General features: G+C 55.5%; 28 protein-coding genes. 9 read left to right on the forward strand and 19 right to left on the reverse strand.

Going from position 1 to position 26996, the window contains the following annotated elements; genetic code table 11:
- Positions 1-118 precede the first annotated feature (118 nt).
- From sucD to sdhC, 9 genes are all read right to left on the reverse strand, one after another.
- Positions 119-1021, reverse strand: coding sequence for a succinate--CoA ligase subunit alpha (gene sucD / locus ACZ5FM_RS15430; protein ID WP_192490402.1), 903 nt, complete (start codon positions 1019-1021; stop codon positions 119-121).
- A gap of 18 nt (positions 1022-1039) precedes the next feature.
- Positions 1040-2233 carry an ADP-forming succinate--CoA ligase subunit beta gene (gene sucC / locus ACZ5FM_RS15435; RefSeq protein WP_250984289.1) on the reverse strand — a complete coding sequence of 398 codons (1194 nt, stop codon included), beginning with the start codon at positions 2231-2233 and terminating at the stop codon, positions 1040-1042.
- A 130-nt stretch (positions 2234-2363) separates the two neighbouring features.
- Positions 2364-3326 (reverse strand): malate dehydrogenase, encoded by a 963-nt coding sequence (gene mdh / locus ACZ5FM_RS15440; RefSeq protein WP_192490404.1) that lies wholly within the window; start codon positions 3324-3326, stop codon positions 2364-2366.
- A gap of 174 nt (positions 3327-3500) precedes the next feature.
- Positions 3501-4664, reverse strand: a complete 1164-nt coding sequence (gene zapE, locus ACZ5FM_RS15445) for a cell division protein ZapE (protein WP_464039166.1) — start codon at positions 4662-4664, stop codon at positions 3501-3503.
- Positions 4665-4730: 66 nt separating this feature from the next.
- A complete protein-coding gene (locus ACZ5FM_RS15450; protein WP_192490406.1) occupies positions 4731-5264 on the reverse strand; it encodes a protease inhibitor Inh/omp19 family protein in 534 nt (177 codons plus the stop codon).
- A 248-nt stretch (positions 5265-5512) separates the two neighbouring features.
- Positions 5513-6292: a succinate dehydrogenase iron-sulfur subunit gene (locus ACZ5FM_RS15455; protein ID WP_192490407.1), complete on the reverse strand. Its 780-nt coding sequence runs from the start codon at positions 6290-6292 to the stop codon at positions 5513-5515.
- A 15-nt stretch (positions 6293-6307) separates the two neighbouring features.
- Positions 6308-8152, reverse strand: a complete 1845-nt coding sequence (gene sdhA / locus ACZ5FM_RS15460) for a succinate dehydrogenase flavoprotein subunit (RefSeq protein WP_250984287.1) — start codon at positions 8150-8152, stop codon at positions 6308-6310.
- A gap of 7 nt (positions 8153-8159) precedes the next feature.
- Positions 8160-8540, reverse strand: a complete 381-nt coding sequence (sdhD, locus tag ACZ5FM_RS15465) for a succinate dehydrogenase, hydrophobic membrane anchor protein (protein ID WP_192490409.1) — start codon at positions 8538-8540, stop codon at positions 8160-8162.
- Between the two features lie 12 nt (positions 8541-8552).
- Complete coding sequence (gene sdhC / locus ACZ5FM_RS15470) at positions 8553-8945, reverse strand: succinate dehydrogenase, cytochrome b556 subunit (protein ID WP_250984285.1); 393 nt, start codon at positions 8943-8945, stop codon at positions 8553-8555.
- Between the two features lie 305 nt (positions 8946-9250).
- Between sdhC and ACZ5FM_RS15475 the strand changes: the two genes are divergently transcribed.
- Positions 9251-9625: a hypothetical protein gene (locus ACZ5FM_RS15475; protein WP_464039167.1), complete on the forward strand. Its 375-nt coding sequence runs from the start codon at positions 9251-9253 to the stop codon at positions 9623-9625.
- A 15-nt stretch (positions 9626-9640) separates the two neighbouring features.
- Here ACZ5FM_RS15475 and ACZ5FM_RS15480 read toward each other — a convergent pair whose 3' ends face one another.
- The 5 genes from ACZ5FM_RS15480 to tsaD are packed head-to-tail and all read right to left on the reverse strand — an operon-like array spanning position 9641 to position 13145.
- Complete coding sequence (locus ACZ5FM_RS15480) at positions 9641-10285, reverse strand: class I SAM-dependent methyltransferase (protein WP_250984283.1); 645 nt, start codon at positions 10283-10285, stop codon at positions 9641-9643.
- An 8-nt stretch (positions 10286-10293) separates the two neighbouring features.
- Positions 10294-10737, reverse strand: coding sequence for an EVE domain-containing protein (locus ACZ5FM_RS15485; RefSeq protein WP_192490413.1), 444 nt, complete (start codon positions 10735-10737; stop codon positions 10294-10296).
- Between the two features lie 6 nt (positions 10738-10743).
- The gene (locus tag ACZ5FM_RS15490; RefSeq protein WP_192490414.1) at positions 10744-11037 is read right to left on the reverse strand and encodes a YciI-like protein; all 294 of its coding nucleotides are present in this window, start codon (positions 11035-11037) and stop codon (positions 10744-10746) included.
- A gap of 24 nt (positions 11038-11061) precedes the next feature.
- Positions 11062-12051: an NAD(P)H-dependent glycerol-3-phosphate dehydrogenase gene (locus ACZ5FM_RS15495; RefSeq protein WP_464039168.1), complete on the reverse strand. Its 990-nt coding sequence runs from the start codon at positions 12049-12051 to the stop codon at positions 11062-11064.
- On the reverse strand, positions 12048-13145 hold the full coding sequence (tsaD, locus tag ACZ5FM_RS15500) for a tRNA (adenosine(37)-N6)-threonylcarbamoyltransferase complex transferase subunit TsaD (RefSeq protein WP_464039169.1): 1098 nt from the start codon (positions 13143-13145) through the stop codon (positions 12048-12050). Before tsaD ends, ACZ5FM_RS15495 begins: the two co-directional genes overlap by 4 nt.
- Positions 13146-13217: 72 nt before the next feature.
- On the opposite strand from tsaD, the gene hemC reads away from it, so the two are divergent.
- The 6 genes from hemC (at position 13218) to ACZ5FM_RS15530 (ending at position 19224) form a co-directional block, all read left to right on the forward strand.
- A complete protein-coding gene (hemC, locus tag ACZ5FM_RS15505; RefSeq protein WP_464039170.1) occupies positions 13218-14147 on the forward strand; it encodes a hydroxymethylbilane synthase in 930 nt (309 codons plus the stop codon).
- 2 nt (positions 14148-14149) lie between these two features.
- Positions 14150-14884, forward strand: a complete 735-nt coding sequence (locus ACZ5FM_RS15510) for a uroporphyrinogen-III synthase (RefSeq protein WP_250984279.1) — start codon at positions 14150-14152, stop codon at positions 14882-14884.
- Between the two features lie 81 nt (positions 14885-14965).
- The gene (locus ACZ5FM_RS15515) at positions 14966-16306 is read left to right on the forward strand and encodes a COG4223 family protein (RefSeq protein WP_464039171.1); all 1341 of its coding nucleotides are present in this window, start codon (positions 14966-14968) and stop codon (positions 16304-16306) included.
- A gap of 5 nt (positions 16307-16311) precedes the next feature.
- Positions 16312-17961, forward strand: a complete 1650-nt coding sequence (locus ACZ5FM_RS15520; RefSeq protein WP_464039172.1) for a heme biosynthesis HemY N-terminal domain-containing protein — start codon at positions 16312-16314, stop codon at positions 17959-17961.
- A 38-nt stretch (positions 17962-17999) separates the two neighbouring features.
- Positions 18000-18491 (forward strand): tellurite resistance TerB family protein, encoded by a 492-nt coding sequence (locus ACZ5FM_RS15525; RefSeq protein ID WP_250984276.1) that lies wholly within the window; start codon positions 18000-18002, stop codon positions 18489-18491.
- Positions 18481-19224 (forward strand): glutamine amidotransferase, encoded by a 744-nt coding sequence (locus ACZ5FM_RS15530; RefSeq protein ID WP_464040480.1) that lies wholly within the window; start codon positions 18481-18483, stop codon positions 19222-19224. The genes ACZ5FM_RS15525 and ACZ5FM_RS15530 overlap by 11 nt, the downstream gene beginning before the upstream one ends.
- A gap of 43 nt (positions 19225-19267) precedes the next feature.
- On the opposite strand, the gene ACZ5FM_RS15535 is transcribed toward ACZ5FM_RS15530, so the two are convergent.
- Positions 19268-20506, reverse strand: coding sequence for an MFS transporter (locus ACZ5FM_RS15535; RefSeq protein WP_464039173.1), 1239 nt, complete (start codon positions 20504-20506; stop codon positions 19268-19270).
- Between the two features lie 185 nt (positions 20507-20691).
- On the opposite strand from ACZ5FM_RS15535, the gene ACZ5FM_RS15540 reads away from it, so the two are divergent.
- Positions 20692-21006 carry a YggT family protein gene (locus ACZ5FM_RS15540; protein ID WP_192490423.1) on the forward strand — a complete coding sequence of 105 codons (315 nt, stop codon included), beginning with the start codon at positions 20692-20694 and terminating at the stop codon, positions 21004-21006.
- A 78-nt stretch (positions 21007-21084) separates the two neighbouring features.
- Positions 21085-21405 carry a DUF167 domain-containing protein gene (locus ACZ5FM_RS15545; RefSeq protein ID WP_275643656.1) on the forward strand — a complete coding sequence of 107 codons (321 nt, stop codon included), beginning with the start codon at positions 21085-21087 and terminating at the stop codon, positions 21403-21405.
- Here the strand turns inward: ACZ5FM_RS15545 and ppa are convergent.
- The 4 genes from ppa to ACZ5FM_RS15565 form a co-directional block, all read right to left on the reverse strand.
- Entirely contained in the window at positions 21396-21929 is a 534-nt protein-coding gene (gene ppa, locus ACZ5FM_RS15550) for an inorganic diphosphatase (protein WP_192490425.1), read from the reverse strand. The genes ACZ5FM_RS15545 and ppa overlap by 10 nt on opposite strands.
- 166 nt (positions 21930-22095) lie before the next feature.
- Positions 22096-22602, reverse strand: coding sequence for a GNAT family N-acetyltransferase (locus ACZ5FM_RS15555; protein ID WP_192490426.1), 507 nt, complete (start codon positions 22600-22602; stop codon positions 22096-22098).
- 200 nt (positions 22603-22802) lie between these two features.
- The gene (gene typA / locus ACZ5FM_RS15560; protein WP_192490427.1) at positions 22803-24623 is read right to left on the reverse strand and encodes a translational GTPase TypA; all 1821 of its coding nucleotides are present in this window, start codon (positions 24621-24623) and stop codon (positions 22803-22805) included.
- Positions 24624-24869: 246 nt separating this feature from the next.
- The gene (locus tag ACZ5FM_RS15565) at positions 24870-26930 is read right to left on the reverse strand and encodes a M3 family metallopeptidase (protein WP_464039175.1); all 2061 of its coding nucleotides are present in this window, start codon (positions 26928-26930) and stop codon (positions 24870-24872) included.
- Between the last annotated feature and the right edge of the window lie 66 nt (positions 26931-26996).

Below are 26996 nucleotides of genomic sequence, written 5' to 3' on the forward strand. Positions count from 1 at the left end.
GCCTGCCGCTTTGGTCATATATGCCGCCGCAGCGGCCTTCATCCCGCGCTCTGTAAGCGCATCCGGACAGCCGGCTCTTCACGATCCGCCTGCCCGGTTTTAGTCTCAGTATGTGGTCTTAGCCCTTGAGAACTTCAACCAGCGTCTTGCCGAGGCGTGCCGGGGAAGGCGAAACCTTGATACCAGCTGCTTCCATGGCAGCGATCTTGGATTCTGCATCACCCTTGCCGCCGGAAACCACAGCACCGGCGTGGCCCATGGTGCGGCCCTTCGGAGCAGTACGGCCAGCGATGAAGCCAGCCATTGGCTTCTTGCGACCCTTCTTGGCTTCGTCGATCAGGAACTGTGCTGCATCTTCTTCAGCCGAACCGCCGATTTCACCGATCATGATGATCGAGGTGGTGGCTTCGTCAGCGAGGAACATTTCCAGCACGTCGATGAACTCAGTGCCCTTGACCGGGTCGCCACCGATACCAACAGCCGTCGTCTGGCCGAGGCCTTCGTTGGATGTCTGGAACACGGCTTCATAGGTCAGAGTGCCGGAGCGCGAAACGATACCAACCGAACCCTTGCGGAAGATCGAGCCCGGCATGATGCCGATCTTGCACTCTTCCGGTGTCATGATGCCTGGGCAGTTAGGGCCAAGCAGACGCGACGTGGAGCGGTCGAGGCGAGCCTTGACGCGAACCATGTCCATGACCGGGATACCTTCGGTGATGCAGGTGATGAAAGGAATTTCAGCATCGATGGCTTCGATGATCGCATCTGCGGCGCCTGCTGGCGGAACGTAGATAACGGATGCATCAGCACCGGTCTTGTCCTTGGCTTCAGCAACAGAAGCAAAGATCGGCAGGCTTTCGCCCTTCGAACCGGTCCAGGTTTCGCCGCCCTTCTTAGGGTGGATACCACCAACCATCTGCGTGCCGTAGTAGGCAAGGGCCTGCTCGGTGTGGAAGGTACCGGTCTTGCCGGTCAGACCCTGAACGAGGATCTTTGTGTCTTTATTTACGAGAATAGACATTATTTCCGGTCCTTCAAATTAGCCGTTGATCGCCGCAACGATCTTCTTGGCTGCATCGTCGAGGTCGTCAGCAGCCGTAATTGCAAGACCCGATTCGTTCAGGAGCTTTTTGCCCAGCTCAACGTTGGTGCCTTCGAGACGCACAACGAGCGGAACCTGCAGACCGACTTCCTTCACTGCGGCGATAACACCTTCAGCGATGACGTCGCACTTCATGATACCACCGAAGATGTTGACCAAAATGCCTTCAACCTTCGGGTCAGCAGTGATGATCTTGAACGCAGCCGCAACCTTTTCCTTGCCAGCGCCTCCGCCGACGTCGCAGAAGTTTGCAGGCTCTTTGCCGTACAGCTTGATGATGTCCATCGTTGCCATGGCAAGACCAGCGCCGTTGACCATGCAGCCGATGTTACCATCGAGAGCAACATAAGCGAGGTCCCACTTGGAGGCTTCGATTTCCTTGGCGTCTTCCTCGGTTTCGTCGCGCAGCAGCTTGACGTCGTCGTGACGGAAGAGCGCATTGCCATCGAAAGACATCTTGGCGTCGAGAACGCGCAGGTGGCCATCTTGCATGACGATCAGTGGGTTCACTTCGAGAAGAGCCATGTCCTTCTCGTTGAATGCCTTGTAGAGCGCAGGGAACAGTGCCTTGGCATCTTCAGCAGCAGCGTCTGTCAGTTCCAAAGCCTTGGAGATCGCAGCAACGTCAGCGTCGGTCACGCCGACTTCCGGATTGATCGCAATCGTGTGAATCTTCTCAGGCGTATCGTGAGCAACAGCTTCGATGTCCATGCCGCCTTCGGTGGAAACCACGAAAGCAACCTGACCAACCGAGCGGTCAACCAGCAGCGAGCAGTACAGTTCGCGAGCGATGTCTGCGCCGTCTTCGATGTAGAGGCGGTTAACCTGCTTGCCAGCATCGCCCGTCTGCGCTGTTACCAGCGTGTTGCCGAGCATATCCTTGGCATGGGAAACAACTTCTTCGATGGACTTCGCAAGACGAACGCCACCCTTTGCATCTGGACCAAGCTCCTTGAACTTGCCCTTGCCACGGCCACCAGCATGAATCTGGCTCTTGACCACGTAAAGTGGGCCAGGAAGCTGCTTTGCAGCGGCTTCAGCTTCTTCAACCTTGAGGATTGCAACCCCTTCGGCGACCGGTGCACCATAGCCCTTCAAAAGAGCCTTGGCCTGATACTCATGAATATTCATGGATTAATCCCTGTTTGTAGCCGTCTGGAGCGCCCCAGATCCTGATGAACTCAGGACGCTCTCAACTGTTGAGTCTCCGCATCGTGGTGCACAGAGGCCTGAACTGCCCTTGCACCGATGCGTCGGGCAATTACTTCAGCGACGGAGCAATGTTGATGCAGGCTTCGCAAAGACCAGCAACCGCGCCGACGGACTTCTGGAAGGCAGCTTCCTCGTCCTTGTTGAGTTCGATTTCGATGATGCGCTCGATACCGCCAGCACCGATAATGGTCGGAACGCCAACATACATGTCGTTGACGCCGTACTGACCGGAGAGGTGAGCAGCAGCAGGCAGAACGCGCTTCTTGTCCTTGAGGTAGGACTCAGCCATTTCGATTGCCGAAGCAGCAGGTGCATAATAGGCAGAACCGGTCTTCAGCAGGCCTACGATTTCAGCACCGCCGTCACGGGTGCGCTGAATGATCTGCTCGAGACGTTCGGCAGTCAGCCAGCCCATCTTCACGAGGTCGGTCAGCGGAATCCCACCAACTGTCGAATAGCGAGCAAGCGGCACCATGGTGTCGCCGTGACCACCCAATACAAATGCAGTGACGTCCTGAACGGAAACGTTGAACTCTTCCGAGAGGAACAGACGGAAACGTGCGCTGTCGAGAACGCCAGCCATGCCAACTACCTTGTTCTTCGGCAGACCGGAGAACTTCTGCAGCGCCCAGACCATCGCGTCGAGTGGGTTGGTGATGCAGATTACGAAAGCGTTTGGTGCATATTTCTTGATGCCGGCACCGACCTGCTCCATGACCTTGAGGTTGATGCCGAGAAGATCATCGCGGCTCATGCCCGGCTTGCGAGCAACACCAGCGGTGACGATGCAAACATCTGCGCCTTCGATAGCTGCATAGTCGCTTGCACCGGTAAGCTTGGCATTAAAACCTTCAACCGGGCCGGACTGTGCAATATCAAGACCTTTGCCCTGCGGAATGCCATCAGCAATATCGAACAGGACGATGTCGCCCAGTTCTTTCAGACTGGCGAGATGCGCCAGCGTACCACCGATCATGCCAGAACCAATAAGTGCAATCTTCTTGCGAGCCATCGAATGCTTCCTCTCGAGCTTCAACTCAATCGCTGCCATAGGGGCAGCTAAATTGTCGCACTCGACTTAGCGTCATTAGCTCAAATTGGCAATAGATTCTTTCAACGTGAGGTTTTTCAATCGTTTAGATATTAAATAACTTACGTAAACGTAAGAAAATACGTCACAGAATTGTCAAATTACGGCGCGTTTCTCGTTGTGTTGCGCGAGATATTCCGCACTTCTCATCTCGAAAAGCCGAGATGCGGTTCGATCAAACTCGAAACCTTCGGTGCCCTTGCGCTTGCCCAGGAGGTCTTCAGGCATCGCTGCAGCCGATGCAAACAGCCGCACTTTGTGGTCGTACAATGCGTCAATAAGGATAATAAAACGTTTCGTTTCGTTGCGCTTATCCGCGTCCAGAAACGGTATATGATCAACGAAAACCGTGTCGAAACGATCGGCAATTGCCAGAAAATCGCTGGCGCCCAACGGCTTTTCGCAGAGGTCCGAGAAAGTAAATCGCGCGACACGTCCCTGCGCGTGAGGAACGTGGATGGAGCGGCCCTTCATTGGAATTTCCGTCGGCGCTATAATGTGGCCAGCGGTAATGTGATGCCAAGCCATATCCATTGCCTGATCCGCAGCACCATCGAGCGGCGAGATATAAACCGGCAAGCTGTTCAACTTTTCCATACGGTAATCGGTAGGGCTATCCAACGTCACCACGTCGACATACTTTTTGAGAAGGTCGACGAATGGCAGGAATAGCCCGCGGTTAAGACCGTCCCTGTAGAGATTATCTGGCACGACGTTGGAGGTGGTGACCAGTGTACAACCATTGGCAAACAGCTCGGTAAACAACCGCGCCAAGATCATCGCATCGGCAATATCGGTGACCGTAAATTCGTCGAAGCACAGCAGCTTTGCTTCTGCCAGCAATGCGGCAGCGACCGGCGGAATAGGGTCTGCCTGTTTGGTCTCGCCATTCTTCAGCTTTTGCCGATGTGCATGGACCCGGTTATGAACGTCGGCCATAAACTCATGAAAATGGCAACGGCGCTTGGATTCAACCGGCGCCATCTCATAGAACATGTCCATCAGCATGGTTTTGCCACGACCGACACTGCCATAGACATAAAGCCCTTTAACCGCATTGTTCTGCTTTGCCTTGCGGGCAAACATCCAGCCAAGGGCGCTGGATTTTTTGGCAGGTTTCAGGGTCTTCAGGTCGTGCAGGATACGGTCAAGCTGCGTGGCCACCTCGATCTGCGCCGGATCGGCTTTCAACTCGCCTGATGCGGTCAGGCTTTTCAGCCGTTCGACAACGCTTAGATTATAGTCGGGAAGTGGCTGCATCGAACGGCGCCCTGAAATATGGGCGCCGCGCACCCGAAATGGGGTGATGTAATGTGAAAAGCCGCCTTAGCGGCTGAGGCTGATCGGCTGACCACTGTTGGTGGTGCCGTCATAACGGGTATCGCCGCTCTTGTAGACGCGACCAAGCGTGTTACCGGCACGATCCTTGAACAGAACCATCTTGCCGGACACTTCCCATGAACCCATGGCGGTCAACTCGCCTGCGCAACCACGTGTGCCGCCGCGCGAACCGCTACCGAGATTGGTTAAGGTCAGGAACATGTCGCAATTTGCGCCGCCATTGGCCACACGCCAGTTACCAACCATGGTTTCCTTGCGGATATCCATAGCCGTCGCGGGCGCCGCAGCAGCCATGTCAACACCGCCCTGGGCGGGTGCTGTGGCTGGTGCGGTTGGAAACTGTGAACTGCCACCGGGTGGAGGCAATGCTCCGGACTGTACCGAAGGCACCGGTTGGGCCTGTAGCGGAGGCGTATAGCCAGAATTGCCGCTGTTATTGTTGTAGTCGTAAGACGTACGTTGGCAACCCGCCAGAGTCATTACGACTGCAATGCCCGTTGCCACATATCTCAATTGCATATCAAGCTCCCGTTCGCTGCTCGCCGTAACACATGAACTGCCGTTGCATATCGGAATTAGCGTATTTCAGTTTGGTTAATCAAGTCAGCACAGGCTTAAATAACCGTTACCAGGGTTTCAAGCCTTGTCCGAGACGAGCAAATCCCGTCACGACATAAACAAAAGCCGTGACCGGAATGCGGCCACGGCTTCCAAAATCTCCCGCCTGACATAGAAACGCGCTTGGTTTCGCAGACGGGTTTTACAAATCAGACGCGGCGCTCGACCATCATCTTCTTGATTTCCGCAATAGCCTTGGCCGGGTTCAGACCCTTCGGGCATGCCTGCGCACAGTTCATGATGGTGTGGCAACGGTAAAGGCGGAACGGATCTTCGAGGTTATCGAGACGTTCGCCGGTTGCCTCATCACGGCTGTCGATGAGCCAGCGGTAAGCCTGCAGCAGAACCGCTGGACCGAGGTAACGGTCGCCATTCCACCAGTAGCTGGGACAGGACGTCGAGCAGCATGCGCACAGAATGCACTCATAAAGACCATCCAGCTTCTGGCGATCTTCATGGCTCTGCTTCCATTCCTTGGCCGGAGCCGGAGACACAGTCTTCAACCATGGCTCGATCGAACGGTGCTGGGCGTAGAAGTTGCTGAGGTCAGGAATCAGATCCTTCACCACAGGCATATGCGGCAGCGGGTACACCTTAACGGTACCCTTGATCTCGTCCATGCCCTTGGTGCAGGCCAGCGTATTCGTGCCGTCAATGTTCATCGCGCACGAGCCGCAGATGCCTTCACGACAGGAACGGCGCAGCGTCAGCGTCGGGTCGATATTGTTCTTGATGTACAAAAGTGCATCAAGAACCATCGGGCCACAGTCATCGATATCGATATAATAGGTATCGATACGCGGGTTCTGGCCGTCATCAGGGTTCCAGCGATAAACGCGATATTCGCGAACGTTCTGGGCGCCTTGAGGCTTCGGCCAGACCTTGCCTTCGTTGATCTGGGAATTCTTGGGGAGAGAAAGTTCAACCATGTCCAGTTCCTCAAATCAGTAGACGCGGGCCTTCGGCGCGATCTTCTTGGGATCAATGCCGTCGGCGATCAGGTCGGTATGGACCGGACGATAGTCGAGTTTAACGTCACCCTGCTCGTTGACCCACGCCAGCGTGTGCTTGCGCCAGTTAACGTCATCGCGACCGGCAAACGGACCATCAACGAAGTCTTCGCGTGCATGGCTGCCGCGGCTTTCCTTGCGGGCTTCCGCGCCGTAAACCGTGGTGATGGCGTTGGCCATGAGGTTGTGCAGCTCGAGCGTTTCGACGAGATCGGAGTTCCAGACCATCGAACGGTCGGTAACTTTGACGTCTGGCAATTCCTTCCAGATGGCGGAAAGACGCTTACAACCGCTTTCCAGCGATTCCTGGGTACGGAACACGGCAGCGTCGTCCTGCATGGCGCGCTGCATCTTGTCACGCAGTACTGCGGTCGGTGTGCCACCATTGGCGTAACGCAGGCTGTCGAAACGATCCATGATCTTGTCGCAGGCCGCAACGTTGAGCGCCGGGATCGGCTCTTCGCGGTTGATAACCTCGGCAGCGCGGATAGCCGCAGCACGGCCAAACACCACAAGGTCGATCAGCGAGTTGGAGCCGAGACGGTTTGCACCGTGAACGGATGCACAACCGGCTTCACCAACCGCCATCAGGCCCGGGATGACCCGCTCCGGATTGCTGCTGTCAGCGTTCAGCACTTCGCCCCAATAGTTGGTCGGAATGCCGCCCATGTTGTAATGAACGGTCGGCAGAACCGGGATCGGTTCGCGCGTCACGTCAACACCTGCGAAAATCTTGGCGCTTTCGGAAATACCCGGCAGACGCTCATGCAAAATGTCCGGATCAAGGTGGTCCAGATGCAGGAAGATGTGGTCCTTGTTCTTGCCAACGCCACGGCCTTCACGGATTTCCATGGTCATGCAGCGCGAGACAACGTCACGCGAGGCAAGATCCTTGGCGGAAGGTGCGTAACGCTCCATGAAGCGTTCGCCTTCGGAGTTGACGAGATAACCGCCCTCACCGCGCGCACCTTCAGTAATCAGGCAGCCTGCGCCGTAAATGCCGGTCGGGTGGAACTGAACAAATTCCATGTCCTGCAGCGGCAGGCCAGCGCGTGCGATCATGCCGCCGCCATCACCCGTGCAGGTGTGTGCGGACGTGGCAGAGAAGTAGGCGCGGCCGTAACCGCCAGTCGCCAACACCACCATCTTGGCAGAGAAGCGATGGATCGTGCCGTCATCAAGGTTCCAGGCGACAACGCCGGTGCAACGGCTGCCGTCGTCAGACATGATCAGATCAAGTGCGAAGTATTCGATGAAGAATTCGGCGTTGTTGCGCAGCGACTGGCCATAGAGCGTGTGCAAAATGGCGTGGCCGGTACGGTCGGCAGCAGCGCAGGTACGCTGTACCGGCGGGCCTTCACCGTAGTTCTGCATGTGACCGCCGAACGGGCGCTGATAGATTTTGCCTTCAGCGTTACGTGAGAACGGCACGCCGTAATGCTCAAGCTCATAAACCGCCTTTGGCGCTTCCATGGCGAGATACTGCATGGCGTCAACGTCGCCCAACCAGTCGGAGCCCTTCACGGTGTCGTAAAGGTGCCATTGCCAACAGTCGGGTGTCATGTTGGTCAGCGAAGCGGCAATACCGCCCTGCGCCGCAACCGTGTGCGAGCGGGTCGGGAAAACCTTGGTGATGCAAGCCGTGCGGAAACCCTGTTCGGCCATGCCGAGCGTCGCGCGAAGACCGGCGCCGCCTGCACCCACGACGATCACGTCGTAGGAGTGGTCGACATAGGTATAGGCCTTGCCATTCTGTGAAGGTGAGCTTGGAGATGCCATGACCGGTTTATCCTGCGAATGCGATTTTCAGAATGGCGAACAGACAGAGACCGCCAACAGCGACTGCAAAGAAGGTGTTGAGCATCACAAGCACTAGCTTGGATACTTCGCCGTGCACGTAGTCCTCGATGATAACCTGCATGCCAAGCTTCATGTGAATGAGGCCAGAGATGATCACGAGGCCCATCACCACCGCAACGAGCGGGTGAGAAAGCGCAGCCTTCACTTCCTCGTAAGGCGCGCCGCCATACATGACGAGGAAGACGACGAAAAAGATGAGAAGCGGCACGTTGGCAACGGCCGTCAGGCGCTGGCGCCAGAAGTGCTCGGTGCCTTCCTTTGCGGAGCCGAGGCCACGAACTTTGCCGAGGGGTGTACGCATATCCATATATGTATCTCCTTAGCGCACGATGAGGGCGATGACCCAGATCAGCGCGGTCAGACAGATCGAAGCCGCGAACATTGCCTTGGCCAGCTTGGTGTTGAAGTGTTTTTCAAAACCGTGTCCAAGATCCCACATGAAGTGACGCAGACCGCCCAGCATGTGGTGAACCAGTGCCCATGTGTAGCCGATCAAGATGATCTTGCCGATGATCGTGCCCATGGCCCATTGAACCCAGGCATAGGCATCAACACCTGACGCCGTTGCGATAAGCCACCAGGCAACCAGCAACGTGCCGAAATACAGCGCTCCGCCCGTGATGCGATGCACGATCGATGCAAACATCGTCGGAATCATGGAGTAAATTTGAAGATGCGGCGACAGAGGCCGATTATTAGTACCGTTCGCCATCAGAACCTCGCGGCGTTTTCCTTTGCGCTCCGAATTTTCGGGCGTCCTACAACAACGCACATGACGAAAGAATGTGCATTGCACCAACCGCGACCTTTAATCGCACGATGGCATCACGACAAGCACAATTCATGGCTGATTCGAATTTAATCGATTGTGTTTTGAGATTCCTGCGAAATTTTTGCTCGGCAAAATAAAAAGTACAGCATTTCCAAGATCACAACGCCAAAAATTTTGACTTTTACGTAAATCAAAAATGCGATATTTAATAGTTTGTTAAGGTAAAAAACCGGAGAAAAAAGCTCATGTTCGACAAACGAATCGCATTGCGACTGACCACCCTGTCAAGCATGATTGCCTTGGCTCTGCCTGTTATGGCGGCAGAAAATTACAATAGTTACCGCCATCATAATCCCGACCGCGACACACGCCAAGAGGTCGTTGGTGGCAACGGATTGCCATCTTATATCCCACGAGTTGGCACCTATGCAGGCTCGATTTCCGGCGTGCGCTTCAAAGGAAATGGCATCTATTTCTACAAGCAGGGCCGCCCCGCCTTTTCTCAGGCAAACAGCACCTCGCAAACAGTCGCACCCAAGGCGAAGATCATTCACGTCAACGCCAGAACGGCAGGCGCCGAATGCTCCTACGAGGCCGGCGTTTGCGTGATCCGTCCATAACGGACAAAAAAAGGTTCAGATAAACCGCCAGACAGTGGTTTTTTTCACGTCACTGTCTTCGAGTGCGCGCGTCACCGGCACCTGATAGGTTGCCAGCAGCTCAAGCCTTTCCTTGGGCAGATAGGCGCGACCGGGATCACCGACCATCACAGTGACACCCTTTTCACAGAGCGCTACAAACCACGGCACCAGCATCTCGGCAAAGGCGCGGTCGTAAAATACATCACCTGCCAGAAGAACATCGGTACGGAGATCGGTACCGACGAGGTTGTCGCCGATAAAGCCGATTTCAGCAACGTTCTCTGCGGCGTTGAGCGCGATAGCAGTCTGCGCCCAGGGATCGATGTCGGCAGCCATGACACTGGCAGCCCCAGCCTTTGAGGCGGCGATGGCAACCAACCCGGAGCCACTGGCAAAATCCAGTACCTTCTTTCCTGCAACGGTCGTCGGATGATCAAGAACATAGCGTGCAAGACCCTGCCCACCGGCCCAGGCAAATGCCCAGAACGGTGGCGGCAGGCCGATCTCATCCAGTTCTTCTTCGGTTTTCAGCCATAGATCATGCGCCTCACTGGCCAGATGTAAACGCACCTCCGGCACATGCGGCGGCGTCATGACATCCGTGTTGGCACGGACGAACTGGCTGGGATCGGTCTTCACCTCAGTTATCAGTCCGGCGAGCGCGGTGGCTTATCGAGGTTACCCATCCGGCAAACCTCGAGGTATTCCTCTTCGGTCACCGGCTGCACCGAAAGCCGCATAGAGGTGACCAGCGACATTTTCTCCAGCTTCGGATTGGCCTTGACATCCTTCAGGGTAACGGACTTTGGCATGTCGCAAACGGCGCGAATATCCACGCAATCCCATTTGGGATCACCTTCTGCCGTCGAATCCGGATGAGACAGCGCGCAAACCTCGGCAATACCAACCACTTCCAGACCCTCGTTGGAATGGTAGAAGAAGCCCTTGTCGCCAATCTTCATGGCGCGCATGTTGTTGCGTGCCTGATAATTGCGGACACCGCCCCATTCTTCACCAACGTCGCCCTTGGCCTTTTGCTGTGTCCAGGACCATGTGTCCGGTTCGGACTTGAAGAGCCAGTAATTTGCCATGGCCAATTACGCTCCCGGATTGTTGAAGACCCAATTGTAGGGCTTCACTTCGACGCTTTCGAACAGGCCGGCCTTTGCATAAGGATCAGCATCGGCAAGTGCCTTGGCAGCATCGATGTCAGCAGCTTCAACGATCACCAGGCTGCCATTTGGCTTGCCTTCCGCATCGAGAAACGGTCCGGCTATCTTCAAAGTGCCTTCCGCATTCAGTTTGTTGAGGTGCTCAAGATGCACAGGACGGGTTTCCATGCGCAGGTTCAGGTGACCGGGCTTGTCTTTGCAGATAAAGGCAAACAGCATTTTCATCTCCTTAAGGGCCATCACTCATTCAGTGGTGATAGGCCGTGTCATCAATTGTTGCATGGCGGTGCGCACATCAAGGCTGCCTTCTATAATGGCAGCCACGGCATCCGTCACAGGCATATCTATCGCAAGTCCCTCAGCCAGCCGGGCAGCAACCGAGGCAGCGAATGCGCCTTCGACCAGACCACCGCCGAATGCGCCCGCATCCAGCCCCTGCCCAAGTGCAATACCAAAACGCAGGTTGCGCGATTGGTGGCTTGTGGCCGTCAATACCAGATCGCCAAGTCCCGAAAGACCACGCACGGTATCTGCCTTGCCACCCATGGCCACCACAAGCCGCGACATTTCCGCAAGACCGCGTGAAATCAGCGCAGCTCTGGCGGAATCGCCAAGCCCAGCGCCTTCGACAATACCGCACGCAATCGCCAGCACGTTTTTCAACGCGCCGCCAAGCTGCACCCCGGCACGGTCTGTCGAGGCATAGAGCCGAAATGTGCGGCCGGAAATGGTTTGCGCCAGTCTCTCGGCATCGCCAGCCTCAGCTGCCGCGATCGCCATGGCTGTCGGCAATCCCTTGGCGATATCCGCGGCAAAACCTGGCCCAGACAGCACAGCAATCGGGTGATGCGGCAGTTCATGTTCCAGAACATCGGTCAGCAACCGTCCCGACGAGCGATCGATGCCCTTGGCGCAGGTTACGATGATTGCATCATTAGCCAGGTAAGGACCGTAGTGGCGCGCTGCATCGGCTTGCGCCTGCGATGGCATGGCAAACAGCACGATACCGGCATCGGTAAGCACGTTGGCGTCGGCTGAAAACTGCAATGCATCTGGCAGGCCGATGCCAGGCAGCGCCGCTTCGTGCACGCCATCGGTTTTCAAATCTGCCATTAGGGACGGATCGCGCCCTAGCAGGGTGACGTCGTGGCGGTTTTCCAGCGCCATGACCACGGCAAGCGCTGTGCCGAAAGCACCGGCACCAATAACGACGACCTTTTCGCGCTCGTTCATGCCTTTGCTCCGCGCTTGCCAAAACCAATCAATGTTTGCGCCGAGGCATCCAGTGGCCAGCGCGAACGTGGTTGCGTATCCAGACCATCCGATGGCATGTCTTGCGCCATACGCTCAAGTCCTGCCCATGCAATCATCACGGCATTATCGGTGCAAAGATTAAGCGGCGGAGCGACAAAGCGGAATTTCTGCTTGTCACACAGCTCCTGCAACGTCCGCCGGATCTCCTGATTGGCCGCCACGCCACCAGCAACCACCAGCGCAGGCACTCCATCGACATCAGGGAACTTTTCACGGAACCGCTGCAAGCCGCGGCCGATCCGGTCCTTCAACGTGCGCGAAACCGCCTTCTGGAACGATGCGCAGATATCGGAAATATCCTGGTCTGACAGCGGCACGATAGCAGTCGCCGCCTGACGAACTGCAGTTTTCAAACCTGAAAAAGAAAAATCAAGCCGTGTCTCCCCCACCATCGGCCGCGGCAAGGCAAAGCGATCAGGATTACCGCTCGCAGCCGCCCGCTCAACGGCTGGTCCACCGGGATAGGGAAGTCCAAGCAGCTTGGCGGTTTTATCGAACGCCTCACCCAGCGCATCGTCGATCGTCGTTCCCCAACGCTCATATTGGCCGACGCCGCGCACCAGAATGAGCTGCGTGTGGCCGCCGGACACCAGAAGCATCAGATAGGGGAACGACAGTCCGTCCGTCAGTCGCGCCGTCAGCGCATGACCTTCCAGATGGTTGACTGCATAAAGCGGCTTATCGGCAGCACGAGCAATGGCTTTGCCAGTCATCAAACCAACGATCAGACCACCAATCAGGCCGGGGCCGGAGGTTGCGGCCACCGCATCGATATCAGCAAGTGTAACGCCAGCACTGTTCAATGCTTCCTCAACCAGCGTATCGAGTGCCTCGACATGGGCGCGGGCTGCGATTTCGGGGACGACACCGCCATAAGCGCTGTGCTCATCGAGCTGCGACAAAACGACGTCGGACACGATCTCGCCACGACCGTCAGGATGCCGGATTACAACGGCAGCAGCGGTTTCGTCACAACTTGTCTCTATGCCGAGGATACGTAGAAAGGAGGCCATTAACCTGTTCGTTCATTGCGATGCTTGGGAAACTTAGGTACGAACACCTCCGGTAACAATGGATAGAAGCGGATGCAAACAAAACCTTTCCGAATCGGCACACGCGGCAGCCCTCTGGCACTTGCGCAGGCTTATGAAACACGCGACCGGTTGATGAAAGCGCACAACCTGCCGCAGGAAATGTTTGAGGTTGTTGTGCTGTCCACCATGGGGGATCGCATTACCGACCGTGCCCTATCGGAAATCGGTGGCAAAGGCCTGTTCACGGAAGAACTGGAAGCCCAGCTTTCTTCTGGCGATCTCGACTTCGCGGTACATTCTTCAAAGGACATGCCGACCGTATTGCCCGAAGGCCTGTTCCTTTCCGCTTTCCTTCCGCGTGAAGATATCCGCGATGCCTTTATCGGCCGTACGGCAAAAACGCTGATGGAATTGCCGCATGCAGCGGTTGTTGGCTCGTCGTCTTTGCGCCGTCAGGCGCTTATTCGTCGTCTGCGTCCAGATATCAGCACCATCATTTTCCGTGGTCTGGTCGATACCCGCCTGCGCAAGCTGGAAGAAGGACAGGCCGATGCCACCCTTCTCGCCTATGCCGGCCTGAAACGTCTTGGAAAGCAGGATGTGCCAACCGCACTGCTTGACCCGAAAGAATTTCCGCCTGCTCCAGCGCAAGGCGCAATCTGCGTCGAAAGCCGCATAAATGACGCCCGGGCCAATGACATGCTGGCCGCAATCAATGATCAGCCGACCTATGATGCCGTGACGTGCGAACGGGCATTTCTGGGCGCGCTCGACGGTTCCTGTCGCACACCGATTGCCGGTTATGCCCTTTGTGACGGCGACGACCTGCATTTCCGTGGCCTCATTCTGACGCCGGACGGACAGACCGAACACGGCATAGAAGTAAGCGGCAAACGTGCTGATGCTGCTGATCTCGGCCGAAAGGCCGGTGAAAAGGTTCGTGCCGCAGCTGGCGCAGGTTTCTTCGAGAGCTGGGATTAAGCATGCGCATTGTCGTCACACGCCCGGAAAACACCGGAAAAAAGACGGCAGCACTTTTGCATGACATGGGACATGACGCGGTGCTTCTGCCATTGGTGGAAGCCCGCCACAATATCGAATCCGCCAGACTTGCGGTGGCAAGCCCATGGGCTTCACTGACCTTTACGAGTGCTCAGGCTCTTGCAGTGTTGGCAGATGCCAAAATTGATTTACGGCCTTTTGCGAAAAAGCCGGTTTTTGCCGTAGGTCAGGCAACGGCGACTGCCGCCAGACATGCAGGTTTTGAGAATATCCATACTGCGGATGGTTATGGTGAAAGCCTTGCCCGACTGATTGGCGAGCAAATCAATGGGTCCGACGGCACCATCGCGCCCCTGCTTTACCTGGCTGGATCCCCCCGATCATCAGCGCTTGAAACCGCGCTGGATGGTTTGGGAATTACCTATACGACGACGGAATGTTATCGCATGGTGCCGATTGATTGGTCGAATGACGATCTCGACGCCTTGCTGGTGGCAAAACCGGTTGACGCCGTGCTGTTGTTCTCGACTGAAACCGCACGGCTTTTTTTTAAAAATATTATTTCTGACCGCTACGAGAACGAGCTTCGGCACAGCCATTTCTTCTGTCTGAGTGAGAATGTGGCAGCCGCAGTTCCCAAGGCTTTTTCCAGCAATGTTCATGTCAGTTCCCTGCCGTCGCAGGCGGGCCTGCTTGACCTTCTAAAGTCGCATTAGGAACCTAATTCGTGCCTTTGCTCTTTCCTTTGCGGTCATCACTGACTAGTTTTGAATTGTTGAAGGCACAAAGAGGTAGACATGGTCTCGGGAAAACCGCCACGCCACTCCAGGACAAAAGCCGAACCGGTCACGATCGACCTTGATGCAAAGGACGTGAAAACGCTTGCGCCCGGCGCAACAGAGCCGGACAAACAAGAGCCGGTCGTCGCGGCTGATCAACCTTCACAGGACATTCATGCCTCATCGCCAATTGAACCGCAGCCGAATGTGGATATTGGCGACGAGCCGAAAGACGAACAGATAAATGAAAAGCCCTCATTTGAGGAGCAACTTTCAGAGGCCTCTGACAAACCGGATGCCCCCAAAACTCTGGAACATGAAACTCAGGAAAATGAGGTGAAGGAAGCGGCGCAGCAAGAAGAGCCAGTCTTCTCGCCACCACCGCCTCAACAACCTGCCTCGACAGAGGCCCGGCAGGGATCATCAAGCTTCATCGCCGCTGGCATTTTTGGTGGCCTGATCGCACTGCTTGCCGCTGGCAGCATGCAATATGCGGGCTACCTTCCACCCTTCTCGTCAGCAGCCGGTCAGGATGCGGAAAATGCACTGTCGGCAGAAATAGCCAGCCTCAAAACACAACTTTCCGCTCTCCAGCAACAAGCACAACCAGCGCCAGCGGCAGACACCTCGGCACTTGAGACTCGCTTGGCCGCACTTGAAAATGCCGTACCTGCAGCGAGTGGCGAAAGTGCCGATGTCTCTGGCCTTGCCGATAAAATCGCAAGCCTTGAAGGAACGGTCTCCAGTCTTCAATCGGAACGCTCTGCGCAGGAAACAGCCACTGCTGATCTGACGCGTCGGTTGAACGATGCTGAAGCCAAACTCAATGAACCGCGGGACGACATCGAAGTCGCCCGTGCCATTGCATCCGCTGGCCTGAAGGCAGCCGTCGATCGTGGCGGGCCATTCCTGACAGAACTGGACACCCTTGCCGGTGTTGCAACCGACGATCCGTCCGTGGCAGCCTTGAAACCTTTTGCCACCACCGGCGTCCCATCGCGTGCCGAATTGCTGCGAACATTCCCGGACGTTGCAAACTCTATGCTGGCCACGTTGAACCAGCCCGACCCCAACCAGTCGATCGTCGAACGTCTGACCGAAAGCGCCTATTCGCTGGTCAAGGTACGGCCGGTCGGCAACATTGAAGGTGAGACGCCTGAAGCCGTCATCGCGCGCATGGAAGACAAGATGCGCAATGGTGACCTGCAAGGTGCCGCCCTGGAATGGAATGCTCTTCCCGATGCGGCCAAAACCGTATCAACCGCCTACAAGCAATCGCTTGATGCACGGATAGAGGTTGAAAAACTGGTCGGCGACAGCCTGTCGCGCGCCATCAACAGCTCCGGGCAGAAGGGATAAGCGGCATGGCAAAAATTCTGACCTTTATCGTCCTTGTTCTGGCCATCGGTTTTGGTTTTTCATGGCTTGCTGACAGGCCGGGCGTGCTTTCGGTCGTCTGGCAAGGACAGCTCATTGAAATGAGCCTGATGGTCGCTGCCTCCATGATCGCGGTGCTGGTTGCCGCTGTCATGCTGTTGTGGTGGCTGTTTGCCGCCATCTGGACCTCACCTTATGCAGCCCGCCGTTATTTCCGCGCCCGCAAGCGTGACCGTGGTTATCAGGCGCTTTCAACCGGCTTGATTGCCGCTGGTGCCGGTAATGCGCTGATGGCACGCAAGATGACGGCCCGTGCTCAAGGACTGATCAGCGCCGATCAGGAACCGTTGATCCATTTGCTCGAAGCACAGGCAGCCCTCATTGAAGGCAAATATGACGAAGCCCGCCGCAAGTTCGAGGCGATGGCACAGGATCCCGAAACACGGGAACTGGGTCTGCGAGGCCTCTATATCGAGGCACGACGTCAGGGCGCGCACGAAGCCGCCATGCAATATGCCGAAGATGCCGCTGAAAAAGCCCCCTACCTTCCATGGGCAGCTCAGGCTGCATTGGAATTCCGCAGCCGCACCGGCCAGTGGGATGATGCCATTCGCCTGCTCGATCAGCAAAAGGCTGCTCATGTTATGGATCGCGGCGAGGCAGAGCGCCTGAAAGCCGTGCTGTTGACCGCCAAAGCCAATGATAAGCTGGAAGGCGACCCGAAGGGCGCGCGTGATGATGCGCTGCAGGCACTCAAGCTTGCCAAGAGCCTTGTCCCGGCCGCTCTCATTGCCGCCAAGGCCTATATTCGCGAAGATAATCTGCGCAAGGCAGCCTCGGTGCTGGAAAGTGTGTGGAAAATCGCCCCGCACCCTGAAGTCGCGGCCGTTTACGTGCGTGCACGCAGCGGCGATACGGCAATCGATCGTCTAAAGCGGGCAGAGAAGCTGGAAGCCCTGCGACCCAACAACGTTGAATCGCTGTTTACCGTGGCGCATGCTGCACTGGATGCCAAGGAATTTGCCAAGGCCCGCAGCAAAGCTGAAGCAGCCGCCAGAATTGAACCGCGTGAAAGCATTTTCCTGCTGATGGCGGATATTGAAGATTCTGAAAACGGTGATCAGGGCCGAGTGCGTCACTGGATGGCGCAGGCGCTGCGTGCGCCCCGTGATCCTTCATGGGTGGCTGATGGCATTGCCTCTGAAAAATGGTTGCCCATCTCACCGGTCACCGGTCGACTGGATGCCTTTGAGTGGAAAGCGCCGTTTGGACAAATCGAAGGCCCGTTGGAAAATGCCGATGTCAAAGAGGCATTCGCCTCACTGCCACCGGTTGCCAAGCCAGCGACGCCAAAAGCACCTGAGCCTAAGCCTGCAGCAGTAAAGCCGATCGACATTCCGCCTGTCGTGACAGTTGCCGAGAAAGCAGAAAAGCCGGCAAAGCCGATCTCAACACCAGCACCAGCTCAAACATCGACGCCTGCCCCCAAATCCAAAGAAACAATTGCTGCACCGCCATTGGCAGAAACGGCAAAGGAAGAGGAACCAGTTCCGTTCTTTGGCGGTTTGCCGGATGACCCGGGCGTTAAAAAAGCCGGCTCTGAACAGGAACCCAAAACTCGGCTCAACCTGTTTTGATCTGCAAGTCTTGAAGCGCCAATTTGAACAGGATAGGCATGCTTAATCGTATTCAATCCTTTTTTCAGGAACTTACGGGTGGTCATTCCGGAAAAGACTTTGCACCGGATGATCTGCGTGTCGCTGTTGCGGCGCTATGTTTCCAGGTGATGGAAGCCGATGGCACCATTTCCAAAAGCGAACGCCAGAAATTGCGGGAAATACTTTCCCAGTATTATTCGTTGAGTGGCAGCACGCTGGAAGCTCTTCTCGAGGCCGGACGCGAGGCAGGCACCGAAGCGGTCGATTATTACCGTTTTACCACCGATATTCGCCGTCACCTTGATGAAGCCCAGCGCGTCGCGTTGATCGGTATCCTCTGGGATATCGTTTACGCAGATGGCGATCGCAGCGAAATGGAAGACCACGTGATCTGGCGTATCGCCGATCTGCTCGGTGTTTCGGTCCGCGATCGGGTTTTGCAACGGCAACAGGCTGCAACGCGCACCACAAATGTCAGGGAAAATGAAAACGACGAAAATGCTGTTTGACCCCTCCCGTCAACAGAGCCGGAAACCTGCAATACTGGTCGTTCTGCATCAGGAGCGGTCAACACCCGGCAGAGTTGGCCAGATGCTGGAGGAAAAAGGATATTCGCTGGATGTCCGTCGACCAGCGCTGGGTGATCCCCTGCCCGACACTCTGGTGAACCACGCTGGTGCAGTTATTTTTGGTGGCCCGATGAGCGCCAACGATCCGCATGATTACGTCAAGACGGAAATCGACTGGCTGAAAGTGCCACTCAAGGAGGACAAGCCGTTTCTCGGCATCTGTCTTGGTGCGCAAATGTTGTCGAAACATCTTGGCGGCAAGGTTCATGCCGCCAATGATGGTCAGGTCGAAATCGGCTGGTACCCACTGCACAGCACCGAGAAGGGCCGGTTGCTGATGCCACACTGGCCAAAGATGGTCTACCATTTCCATCGTGAAGGGTTCGAACTGCCACGGAGCGCTGATCTTCTGGCAACCGGTGATGCCTATCCCAACCAGGCTTTTCGTTACGGGAAGAACGCCTGGGGGCTGCAGTTCCACGCGGAATTGACCCGCGCCATGATGCAGCGCTGGGTCGTACACGGTGCTGAACGTTTCACGATGCCGAACGCACAGGTCGGCAGCCAGCACCTTGAGGGACGGATGATGTTCGACACGCCGCTTCGGGCCTGGTTGTCGAATTTTCTGGAAATGGTTTTTGAAGGAAAACCACAGCGCCAGAAAGCGCTGTAAGTCTTGCCGGACACCTGCCCCGAATTTGACGATGGAAGAACGTCTAGAGATGTTTCGGCATATCCAGACTGTCGACTCTGCGCAGCTTCGGGAAGCTCAACGCCCAGACGACCGCCACAGCCAGTGTTCCAAAACCGCCAATCACCACGGCCGGGACAGCGCCGATCACGTGAGCCATGGTACCAGCGCGAAACTCGCCCAGTTCATTGGATGCGCCGACAAACACCATGTTGACGGCATTGACGCGACCACGCACCTCGTCCGGCGTCCAGAGCGCAATCAGCGTTTCACGCACATAAACCGACACCATGTCAGCAGCACCCATCGCCATCAGCGCACCAATGGAAACCCATGCGGTCTGGGACAGGCCAAATACAATAGTCGCCACACCAAACAGCGCTACGCCGACAAACATCAGCATGCCGGCATGATGACGAATGGGGTTAAAGGCCAGAAAAGCCGCAACCACGATTGCACCAATGCCGGGTGCCGCACGCAGAAGACCAAGGCCCCAAGGACCAAGTGTCAGCACTTCCTTGGCAAAAATCGGCATCAGCGCCACCGCACCGCCGAGCAGCACGGCAAACAGATCAAGCGAGATCGCGCCGAGAACGATTTTTTCCTGCGAGATGAAGCGAAAGCCTGCCAGCATGCTTTCCAGAGATACGGCACGGGCCGGGCTGCGTTGTTCCGGCTTCTTGATGGAGAAGGCCAATACAGCGGAAAGGGCAAACAGCGCGAGCGCCACTGAATATGCAATCCATGCGCCAGCGCCATATAGCAGGCCGCCGGCAACCGGGCCCATGATCGATGCCATCTGCCAGGACGATGAGTTCCAGGCAATCGCATTGGGCAGGTCTTCTGCTGGGACAAGGTTGGGGGCAAGCGATTGCACGGCAGGGCCCATAAACGCCCTCTCAATGCCGAAGATCACGAGGATGAGAAATACCAGCCACGGCACGAAATTATGCGTCAGCGTCAATCCCAGCAGCATTCCAGCGCATAGACAGGCAACCAGTAGGCAGCTTGCCATGATCATGCGACGATTATGCCTGTCGGCCACGGTGCCCGTAACCAGAATAAGCAGAAGCGATGGCAGAAACTGAAACAGGCCGATCAAGCCAAGGTAGAAACTGTTACCCGTTACCTCATACATCTGCCAACCGACGGATACGCTGACGATCTGTACGGCAAAAGCTGAAAAGAAACGCGCCGTGAAGAAACGGCGGTAAGAGGGATGCCGGAAAGCGCCGAAGCGATTTTCAGCGGAAGGCAGAGACATTGGTTTGACTTTCGGCTGGTGGCCAATCGATATGAGGCAGGACCACGGCAAAAGATGGATGAGGCGCGTGATTATGTCGCGCTTCCATAAAGCTATTAAGCATGAATCACCAGCCCTGTTGCGGCGGGTCTTGCCGGTTCAAGCTGCAATGTCTAAATGTCTGTCTGCAACTCATGGAGATATTGATGCCAGGCATTATAGACGCGCTGCTTAGTGTTATCATTTTAGCACTGAATCTGTATTGGTGGATATTGATCGCAAGCGCCATTTTTTCCTGGCTCTATGCGTTCAACGTCATCAATTCAAGAAACCAGTTCGTCAGCTCGATTGGCGCCTTTTTATACAACGTTACAGAGCCAGTCCTGCGTCCCATCCGGCGTGTTCTGCCAAATCTCGGCGGTATCGACATTTCACCGATCATCGTTCTGCTTGGCATCGTTTTCCTGCAGATGATCATACAAAATCCGATCCGACCGTTCCTGTTGTCGCTGTTCCAATAAGGCATCACAGACTGCCCATAGGACTGCCGGTGTAAACTTATAGACCGGCAGATGTCTTCACCGACAGGATGCGCTGGTATGACCGACAGACCGTGGACAGCGTTCAATGACCATCTGCGTCTGTCTGTGCGCCTGACACCAAATGGTGGGCGCGACGTGCTGGAGAAGCAGGAAACAAGTGCTGATGATGATGTGGTGCTGAAAGCACGTGTCAGCGCCGTACCGGAGAATGGCAAGGCCAACAAAGCCCTGATTGCTTTGCTCGCAAAATCTCTGCGCGTACCCAAGAGCACAATTTCATTTATATCGGGCGAAACAGCCCGTAAAAAAATCCTCCGGATCGATGCCGACCCGGAGGACTTGATAATCAAGCTTGAAAAGCTGCTGGATCAGCCCTGAGCCTTGTAGCGCTCGATGGCTTCAACGATCAGCTTCTTGGCAACGTCTACGTTCTGCCAGCCGCCAATCTTAACCCACTTACCCGGCTCAAGATCCTTGTAGTGCTCAAAGAAGTGTTCGATCTGCTTGAGCGTGATTTCCGGCAGGTCTGTGTAGTTTTCGATCTTGTCGTAGCGGCGCGTCAGCTTTGGAGCCGGAACCGCAATGATCTTCTCGTCCTGACCGCCGTCATCTTCCATGACCATGACGCCAATAGGACGAACGTTGATAACGCAACCTGGCACCAGCGGACGGGTGTTGCAGATCAGAACGTCGATAGGATCGCCATCATCAGACAGGGTATGCGGCACGAAACCGTAGTTACCCGGATAGGTCATCGGGGTATAAAGGAAGCGGTCCACGATCAGAGCGCCAGCTTCTTTGTCCATCTCGTATTTGATTGGGTGGCCGCCAACCGGCACTTCTACGATGACGTTCACGTCATCAGGCGGGTTCTTACCAATAGAAATTGCATCAATACGCATTCGTGATCCCTCAATCCAGGTGTGGTGGCCAAGTGTAATGGTGGATCGTTCGATACTGGGAAACAACCTGCAATGCAACACAGGCTTTGGTACGAAGCCGAATTTCAAGAAAAACGGTAATAGCGACCGCGGGTTTCAAGCAATACGTGTCCTGCCGTATTGCCTTTTACTTCCAGGCGTAACCAACTTTTTTAAGTTGCTTGCCAGCAAAGTCTTCCATGCCTTCTGCAACATCGCGGCCGCCATGCGATCGGAAGAACCGGTTTGCCAGTTCGCTGTCTTCAAGGCACCAGACGACGATGCCATCACAGCCAAGCGATTTCAGCAGCCGGCGAGCTTCGGTAAACAGTACCGAGCCAAGGCCGATACCCTGATATTCAGGACGCAGATACAACTCATAGACTTCGCCATCATGTGGCAGGCCACGGGCGCGGCTAAGGCCGAGCGTCGCATAACCGGCAATAACACCAGCCACTTCGACCACCAGCATCGTCGCGGAGCCGCGTGTCGCCTTGCGCCACCAGCTTTCGCCACGGCGTTCCAGCATCTGCGTCAGGGGCTTGTGTGGAATGAGACCCGAATAGGTCTGTTCCCACGACATACGGTGTGCCTGGGAAATGGCACCCGCGTCCTGCGGTTCTGCTCGGCGAATCTCTATCGATAACGTTTTCATAACGCGCTTCTGGCCCCGGCGAGGCAAACTTGCCAGCCGTAAAGGTTAACGACCTGAAGCTTACCCACAACCTTATCATGTGGACGACGCACCAACGTTAACGCTTTTTTAACCGAAGCAGCAAGCGCCTTTCATGGAAAGCCACAAATAAAAAACCCGGCACATGGCCGGGTTTTCTAAAATCAAAATCCTCAAGTCAATCAAACAGCAAGCTTGGACTTTTCGAAACGCTTGCGGTCGTTCGCGTCAAGGAACATCTTGCGCAGGCGGATCGACTTTGGCGTGACTTCCATCAGCTCATCGTCCTGAATCCACGACAATGCGCGGTCAAGGGTCATGCGGATTGGCGGTGTCAGCTTCACAGCTTCATCCTTGCCGGCAGCGCGGATGTTGGTGAGCTGCTTGCCCTTCAGAACGTTCACTTCGAGATCGTTGTCACGGGTATGAATACCAATGATCATACCGGCGTAAACCTTTTCACCTGGCTCGATGATCATCGGACCCCGGTCTTCAAGGTTAAACATCGCGTAAGCAACCGCTTCACCCGAACCGTTGGACAGCAGAACACCGTTGACGCGACCGGCAATAGCACCCTTGAATGGCTGGTAGTCATGGAACAAACGGTTCATGATTGCCGTACCGCGCGTATCCGTCAGCAGTTCGGACTGGTAGCCGATCAGACCGCGGGTCGGAGCAAGGAACTTCAAACGAACGCGGTTACCACCGGATGGACGCAGTTCGGTCATTTCAGCCTTACGTTCAGACATTTTCTGAACGACGACACCGGAATGTTCTTCATCAACGTCGATAACGACTTCTTCGATCGGCTCGATGGTCTGGCCGTTCTCGTCCTTCTGCATCACAACGCGAGGACGCGAAACTGCAAGTTCGAAACCTTCGCGACGCATGGTTTCGATCAGAACTGCAAGCTGCAATTCGCCACGACCGGAAACGAAGAATGAATCCTTGCCTTCAGCTTCTTCGATCTTGAGAGCGACGTTGCCTTCAGCTTCCTTGAACAGACGGTCGCGGATAACGCGAGACGTTACCTTGTCGCCTTCTGTGCCGGCAAGCGGGCTGTCATTAACGATGAAGGACATCGTAACGGTTGGCGGATCGATCGGCTGAGCCTTCATCGCTTCCGTGACCGAAGGATCACAGAATGTATCAGCAACGGTACCCTTGGAGAGACCGGCAATAGCAACGATGTCGCCTGCATGCGCTTCATCAATAGCTGTGCGCTCAATACCACGGAACGCGAGAATCTTGGAAATACGACCGGTTTCGATGGTCTTTCCATCTTGGCCCAAGACCTTGACGGCCTGGTTAGGCTTGATCGAACCAGATGCGATACGACCAGTGATGATGCGGCCGAGGAAGGGGTTGGCTTCCAGAATGGTGCCGATCAGACGGAAAGGACCTTCTTCAATTGTTGGCTCAGGAACGTGCTTCAGAACCAGATCCAGAAGTGGTGCAAGACCCTCATCCTTAGGACCTTCTGGGTTGACGTTCATCCAGCCATCGCGACCAGAACCGTAGAGGATCGGGAAGTCGAGCTGTTCATCAGTCGCATCGAGGTTTGCGAACAGGTCGAAAACTTCGTTGATTACTTCTTCATGACGGCCGTCTGGACGGTCGATCTTGTTGATCGCGACGATTGGGCGAAGACCAACCTTGAGCGCCTTGGAAACAACGAACTTGGTCTGCGGCATTGGGCCTTCAGACGAGTCGACCAAAACGATCGCGCCATCCACCATCGAAAGGATACGCTCAACTTCACCACCGAAGTCGGCGTGGCCGGGGGTGTCGACGATGTTGATGCGAACACCCTTCCACTCAACCGAAGTTGCCTTGGCGAGAATGGTGATGCCGCGCTCTTTTTCGAGGTCGTTGGAGTCCATAACGCGCTCAGCAACGCGCTGGTTGTCACGGAACGAGCCGGACTGCTTCAGAAGTTCGTCAACGAGGGTTGTTTTCCCATGGTCAACGTGCGCGATGATCGCGATGTTGCGAATTGCCATTGTTCAAAATCTCTGAGGTTGGGCGCTCAATTCGGGAGGGTGCGCCAGTTCATTTGGCGCGCTCATAACCTTTTTTTTGGTTTTGCGAAAGGGGGGGGCCATGTCATATGACCCTTGCGTATACGCAATAACATAAAAATATGACAGCCAAAGCGCGCAACCCAAAGCGGTTGGCGTTTTCTGAAACGCTTTCGATTTCCGCATAGTTTTCAACAAAAAGGCGGGGAATGACCCCGCCTCATATTGTTAGATTAAGCCACGCTTTTTCAGCATCGCATCTGGGCTTGGCATTTTTCCGCGAAATGCCAGATAGGCCGCCTCAGGGTCAACGGAACCGCCAGACGAGTAGACATTCTCCTTCAACTTGCGGGCAAGCTCCGCGTTGAACGGGTTGCCACTTTCCTCAAATGCCGCAAACGCATCGGCATCCAGAACCTCGGACCACATGTAGGAGTAATAACCGGCAGAATATCCGTCACCGGAGAAGACGTGCTGGAAGTGCGGGGTGGCGTGACGCATGACCAAAGACTGCGGCATGGAAAGCGAAGACAGCACTTCAGCCTGCACCGCCATGGGATCATTCACCTTGCTGCGGTTGTGGAACGCCATGTCGACCAACGCCGACGAGGTATATTCCACCGTGTTGAAACCGGCATTGAAGGTTTGCGCTGCCAGAACCTTGTCGAGCAACGCTTTCGGCATTGGCTGACCGGTTTCGAAATGCAGCGCATAGGTGCTGAAAATTTCCGGCACTGTCAGCCAGTGTTCGTAAAGCTGCGACGGCAGTTCCACGAAGTCACGTGACACACCGGTTCCCGAAACGGAAGGATAGGTCACGTCGGACAACATGCCGTGCAGCGCATGGCCGAATTCATGGAACAGGGTACGGGCGTCGTCCAGCGACAGCAGCGCCGGCTTGCCTTCCGCTGGCTTGGCGAAATTGCAAACATTGTAGATGATCGGCAGTTCGCCCTGAACACCGTTTTTCAGGGTCAGTTTGTGCTGCGATTGGAACGAGCTCATCCACGCACCGGAACGCTTGGACGGACGCGCGAAATAATCACCAAGGAACATTGCTTTCAGCGCACCCTTGTCGTCACGAATTTCGAAAACCCGCACATCCGGATGGTAACCGGTCACGCCTTTCATCTCGGAGGCACGAACGCCAAATAGTCGTGTTGCCACGTCGAAGCAGGCATCAATGATCTTTTCGAGCTGAAGATATGGCTTCAGTTCGGCTTCAGAAAAATTGAACTTCTGTGCACGCAGCTTTTCGGCGTAGTGACGCCAATCCCATGGAGAAACCTCGTGATTACGGCCTTCTTCGCGGATGAGGTCGGCAAGCTCGGCTTCTTCCTCACGGGCCCGAGCAACAGCCTTTTCCCATACCGTGGTCAACAGGCCATTTACCGCCTGTGGCGTTTTCGCCATGGTGTCGTCCAGCTTGTATGCAGCAAAGCTTTCGTAACCGAGCAGACCGGCCTTTTCCTCACGCAGCGCCAGCGTCTGTTTGACAATGTCGATATTGTCGGTTTCTCCACCATTCGCACCGCGCGCCACCCAAGCCTTGAACGCCTGCTCACGCAGATCACGACGTTCGGAAAATGTCAGGAACGGTTCGATAATCGAACGCGACAGGGTTACCGCATAGGCCGCATCCAGACCTTTTTCCTTGGCAGCTGAGGCCATTGCATCACGCAAAAATGCAGGAATGCCAGCAAGCTCCTCGTCACTGGACAACGCCAGCGACCAGTTTTTTTCATCGGCCAGAACGTTTTGGCCAAACTTGGCACCAAGACCAGCCAGTTGCTCGTTAATTGCAGCAAGCCGTTCTTGACGGTCCTTGGCTAGCTTGGCGCCGGAGCGGACAAAACCCTTCCAATGTCGTTCCAGAACCCGCTTTTCCTCAGTCGTCAGGCCAAGCGTCTCACGCTTTTCCCAGAGAGCATCGATGCGGGCAAAAAGCTGCGCATTCATACCAATCTTCGAATAATGACGCGACATTTTCGGCGCGATTTCACGCTCCAGCGCCTGAATGGTCTCGTTGGTGTTGGAGCCCGCCTTGTTCCAGAAGATCGACGAAACACGTGAAAGTTCGTCGCCGGCAATTTCCAACGCAACGATGGTGTTTACAAAGGTTGCGGCCTCGGCATTGCCTGCAATCGCTTCGATTTCCGCTTCGTGATTTGCCAATGCGACATCAAAGGCTGGCGCAAAATCACTGTCTTTCACCGCGTCGAACAGCGGCAATCCGTTCGGTCCGGTCCACTGAAAAAGCGCCTGATTTACTGCGGAATGCGATGTCATATGCCTTCACCTCTGAACTGTTACCTTAAACCGCATATAGTACAGGCGTTGGTCAAAATCCAATCA

The sequence above is a fragment of the Agrobacterium sp. 5Ca50 genome (assembly GCF_055381905.1).

What these genes read in the sequence shown, in the direction of transcription:
- sucD (WP_192490402.1), bottom strand. Translation starts at nt 1,021, where the DNA reads ATGTCTATTCTCGTAAATAAAGACACAAAGATCCTCGTTCAGGGTCTG.
- sucC (WP_250984289.1), bottom strand. Translation starts at nt 2,233, where the DNA reads ATGAATATTCATGAGTATCAGGCCAAGGCTCTTTTGAAGGGCTATGGT.
- mdh (WP_192490404.1), bottom strand. Translation starts at nt 3,326, where the DNA reads ATGGCTCGCAAGAAGATTGCACTTATTGGTTCTGGCATGATCGGTGGT.
- zapE (WP_464039166.1), bottom strand. Translation starts at nt 4,664, where the DNA reads ATGCAGCCACTTCCCGACTATAATCTAAGCGTTGTCGAACGGCTGAAA.
- ACZ5FM_RS15450 (WP_192490406.1), bottom strand. Translation starts at nt 5,264, where the DNA reads ATGCAATTGAGATATGTGGCAACGGGCATTGCAGTCGTAATGACTCTG.
- ACZ5FM_RS15455 (WP_192490407.1), bottom strand. Translation starts at nt 6,292, where the DNA reads ATGGTTGAACTTTCTCTCCCCAAGAATTCCCAGATCAACGAAGGCAAG.
- sdhA (WP_250984287.1), bottom strand. Translation starts at nt 8,152, where the DNA reads ATGGCATCTCCAAGCTCACCTTCACAGAATGGCAAGGCCTATACCTAT.
- sdhD (WP_192490409.1), bottom strand. Translation starts at nt 8,540, where the DNA reads ATGGATATGCGTACACCCCTCGGCAAAGTTCGTGGCCTCGGCTCCGCA.
- sdhC (WP_250984285.1), bottom strand. Translation starts at nt 8,945, where the DNA reads ATGGCGAACGGTACTAATAATCGGCCTCTGTCGCCGCATCTTCAAATT.
- ACZ5FM_RS15475 (WP_464039167.1), top strand. Translation starts at nt 9,251, where the DNA reads ATGTTCGACAAACGAATCGCATTGCGACTGACCACCCTGTCAAGCATG.
- ACZ5FM_RS15485 (WP_192490413.1), bottom strand. Translation starts at nt 10,737, where the DNA reads ATGGCAAATTACTGGCTCTTCAAGTCCGAACCGGACACATGGTCCTGG.
- ACZ5FM_RS15490 (WP_192490414.1), bottom strand. Translation starts at nt 11,037, where the DNA reads ATGCTGTTTGCCTTTATCTGCAAAGACAAGCCCGGTCACCTGAACCTG.
- ACZ5FM_RS15495 (WP_464039168.1), bottom strand. Translation starts at nt 12,051, where the DNA reads ATGAACGAGCGCGAAAAGGTCGTCGTTATTGGTGCCGGTGCTTTCGGC.
- tsaD (WP_464039169.1), bottom strand. Translation starts at nt 13,145, where the DNA reads ATGGCCTCCTTTCTACGTATCCTCGGCATAGAGACAAGTTGTGACGAA.
- hemC (WP_464039170.1), top strand. Translation starts at nt 13,218, where the DNA reads ATGCAAACAAAACCTTTCCGAATCGGCACACGCGGCAGCCCTCTGGCA.
- ACZ5FM_RS15510 (WP_250984279.1), top strand. Translation starts at nt 14,150, where the DNA reads ATGCGCATTGTCGTCACACGCCCGGAAAACACCGGAAAAAAGACGGCA.
- ACZ5FM_RS15515 (WP_464039171.1), top strand. Translation starts at nt 14,966, where the DNA reads ATGGTCTCGGGAAAACCGCCACGCCACTCCAGGACAAAAGCCGAACCG.
- ACZ5FM_RS15520 (WP_464039172.1), top strand. Translation starts at nt 16,312, where the DNA reads ATGGCAAAAATTCTGACCTTTATCGTCCTTGTTCTGGCCATCGGTTTT.
- ACZ5FM_RS15525 (WP_250984276.1), top strand. Translation starts at nt 18,000, where the DNA reads ATGCTTAATCGTATTCAATCCTTTTTTCAGGAACTTACGGGTGGTCAT.
- ACZ5FM_RS15530 (WP_464040480.1), top strand. Translation starts at nt 18,481, where the DNA reads ATGCTGTTTGACCCCTCCCGTCAACAGAGCCGGAAACCTGCAATACTG.
- ACZ5FM_RS15535 (WP_464039173.1), bottom strand. Translation starts at nt 20,506, where the DNA reads ATGTCTCTGCCTTCCGCTGAAAATCGCTTCGGCGCTTTCCGGCATCCC.
- ACZ5FM_RS15540 (WP_192490423.1), top strand. Translation starts at nt 20,692, where the DNA reads ATGCCAGGCATTATAGACGCGCTGCTTAGTGTTATCATTTTAGCACTG.
- ACZ5FM_RS15545 (WP_275643656.1), top strand. Translation starts at nt 21,085, where the DNA reads ATGACCGACAGACCGTGGACAGCGTTCAATGACCATCTGCGTCTGTCT.
- ppa (WP_192490425.1), bottom strand. Translation starts at nt 21,929, where the DNA reads ATGCGTATTGATGCAATTTCTATTGGTAAGAACCCGCCTGATGACGTG.
- ACZ5FM_RS15555 (WP_192490426.1), bottom strand. Translation starts at nt 22,602, where the DNA reads ATGAAAACGTTATCGATAGAGATTCGCCGAGCAGAACCGCAGGACGCG.
- typA (WP_192490427.1), bottom strand. Translation starts at nt 24,623, where the DNA reads ATGGCAATTCGCAACATCGCGATCATCGCGCACGTTGACCATGGGAAA.
- ACZ5FM_RS15565 (WP_464039175.1), bottom strand. Translation starts at nt 26,930, where the DNA reads ATGACATCGCATTCCGCAGTAAATCAGGCGCTTTTTCAGTGGACCGGA.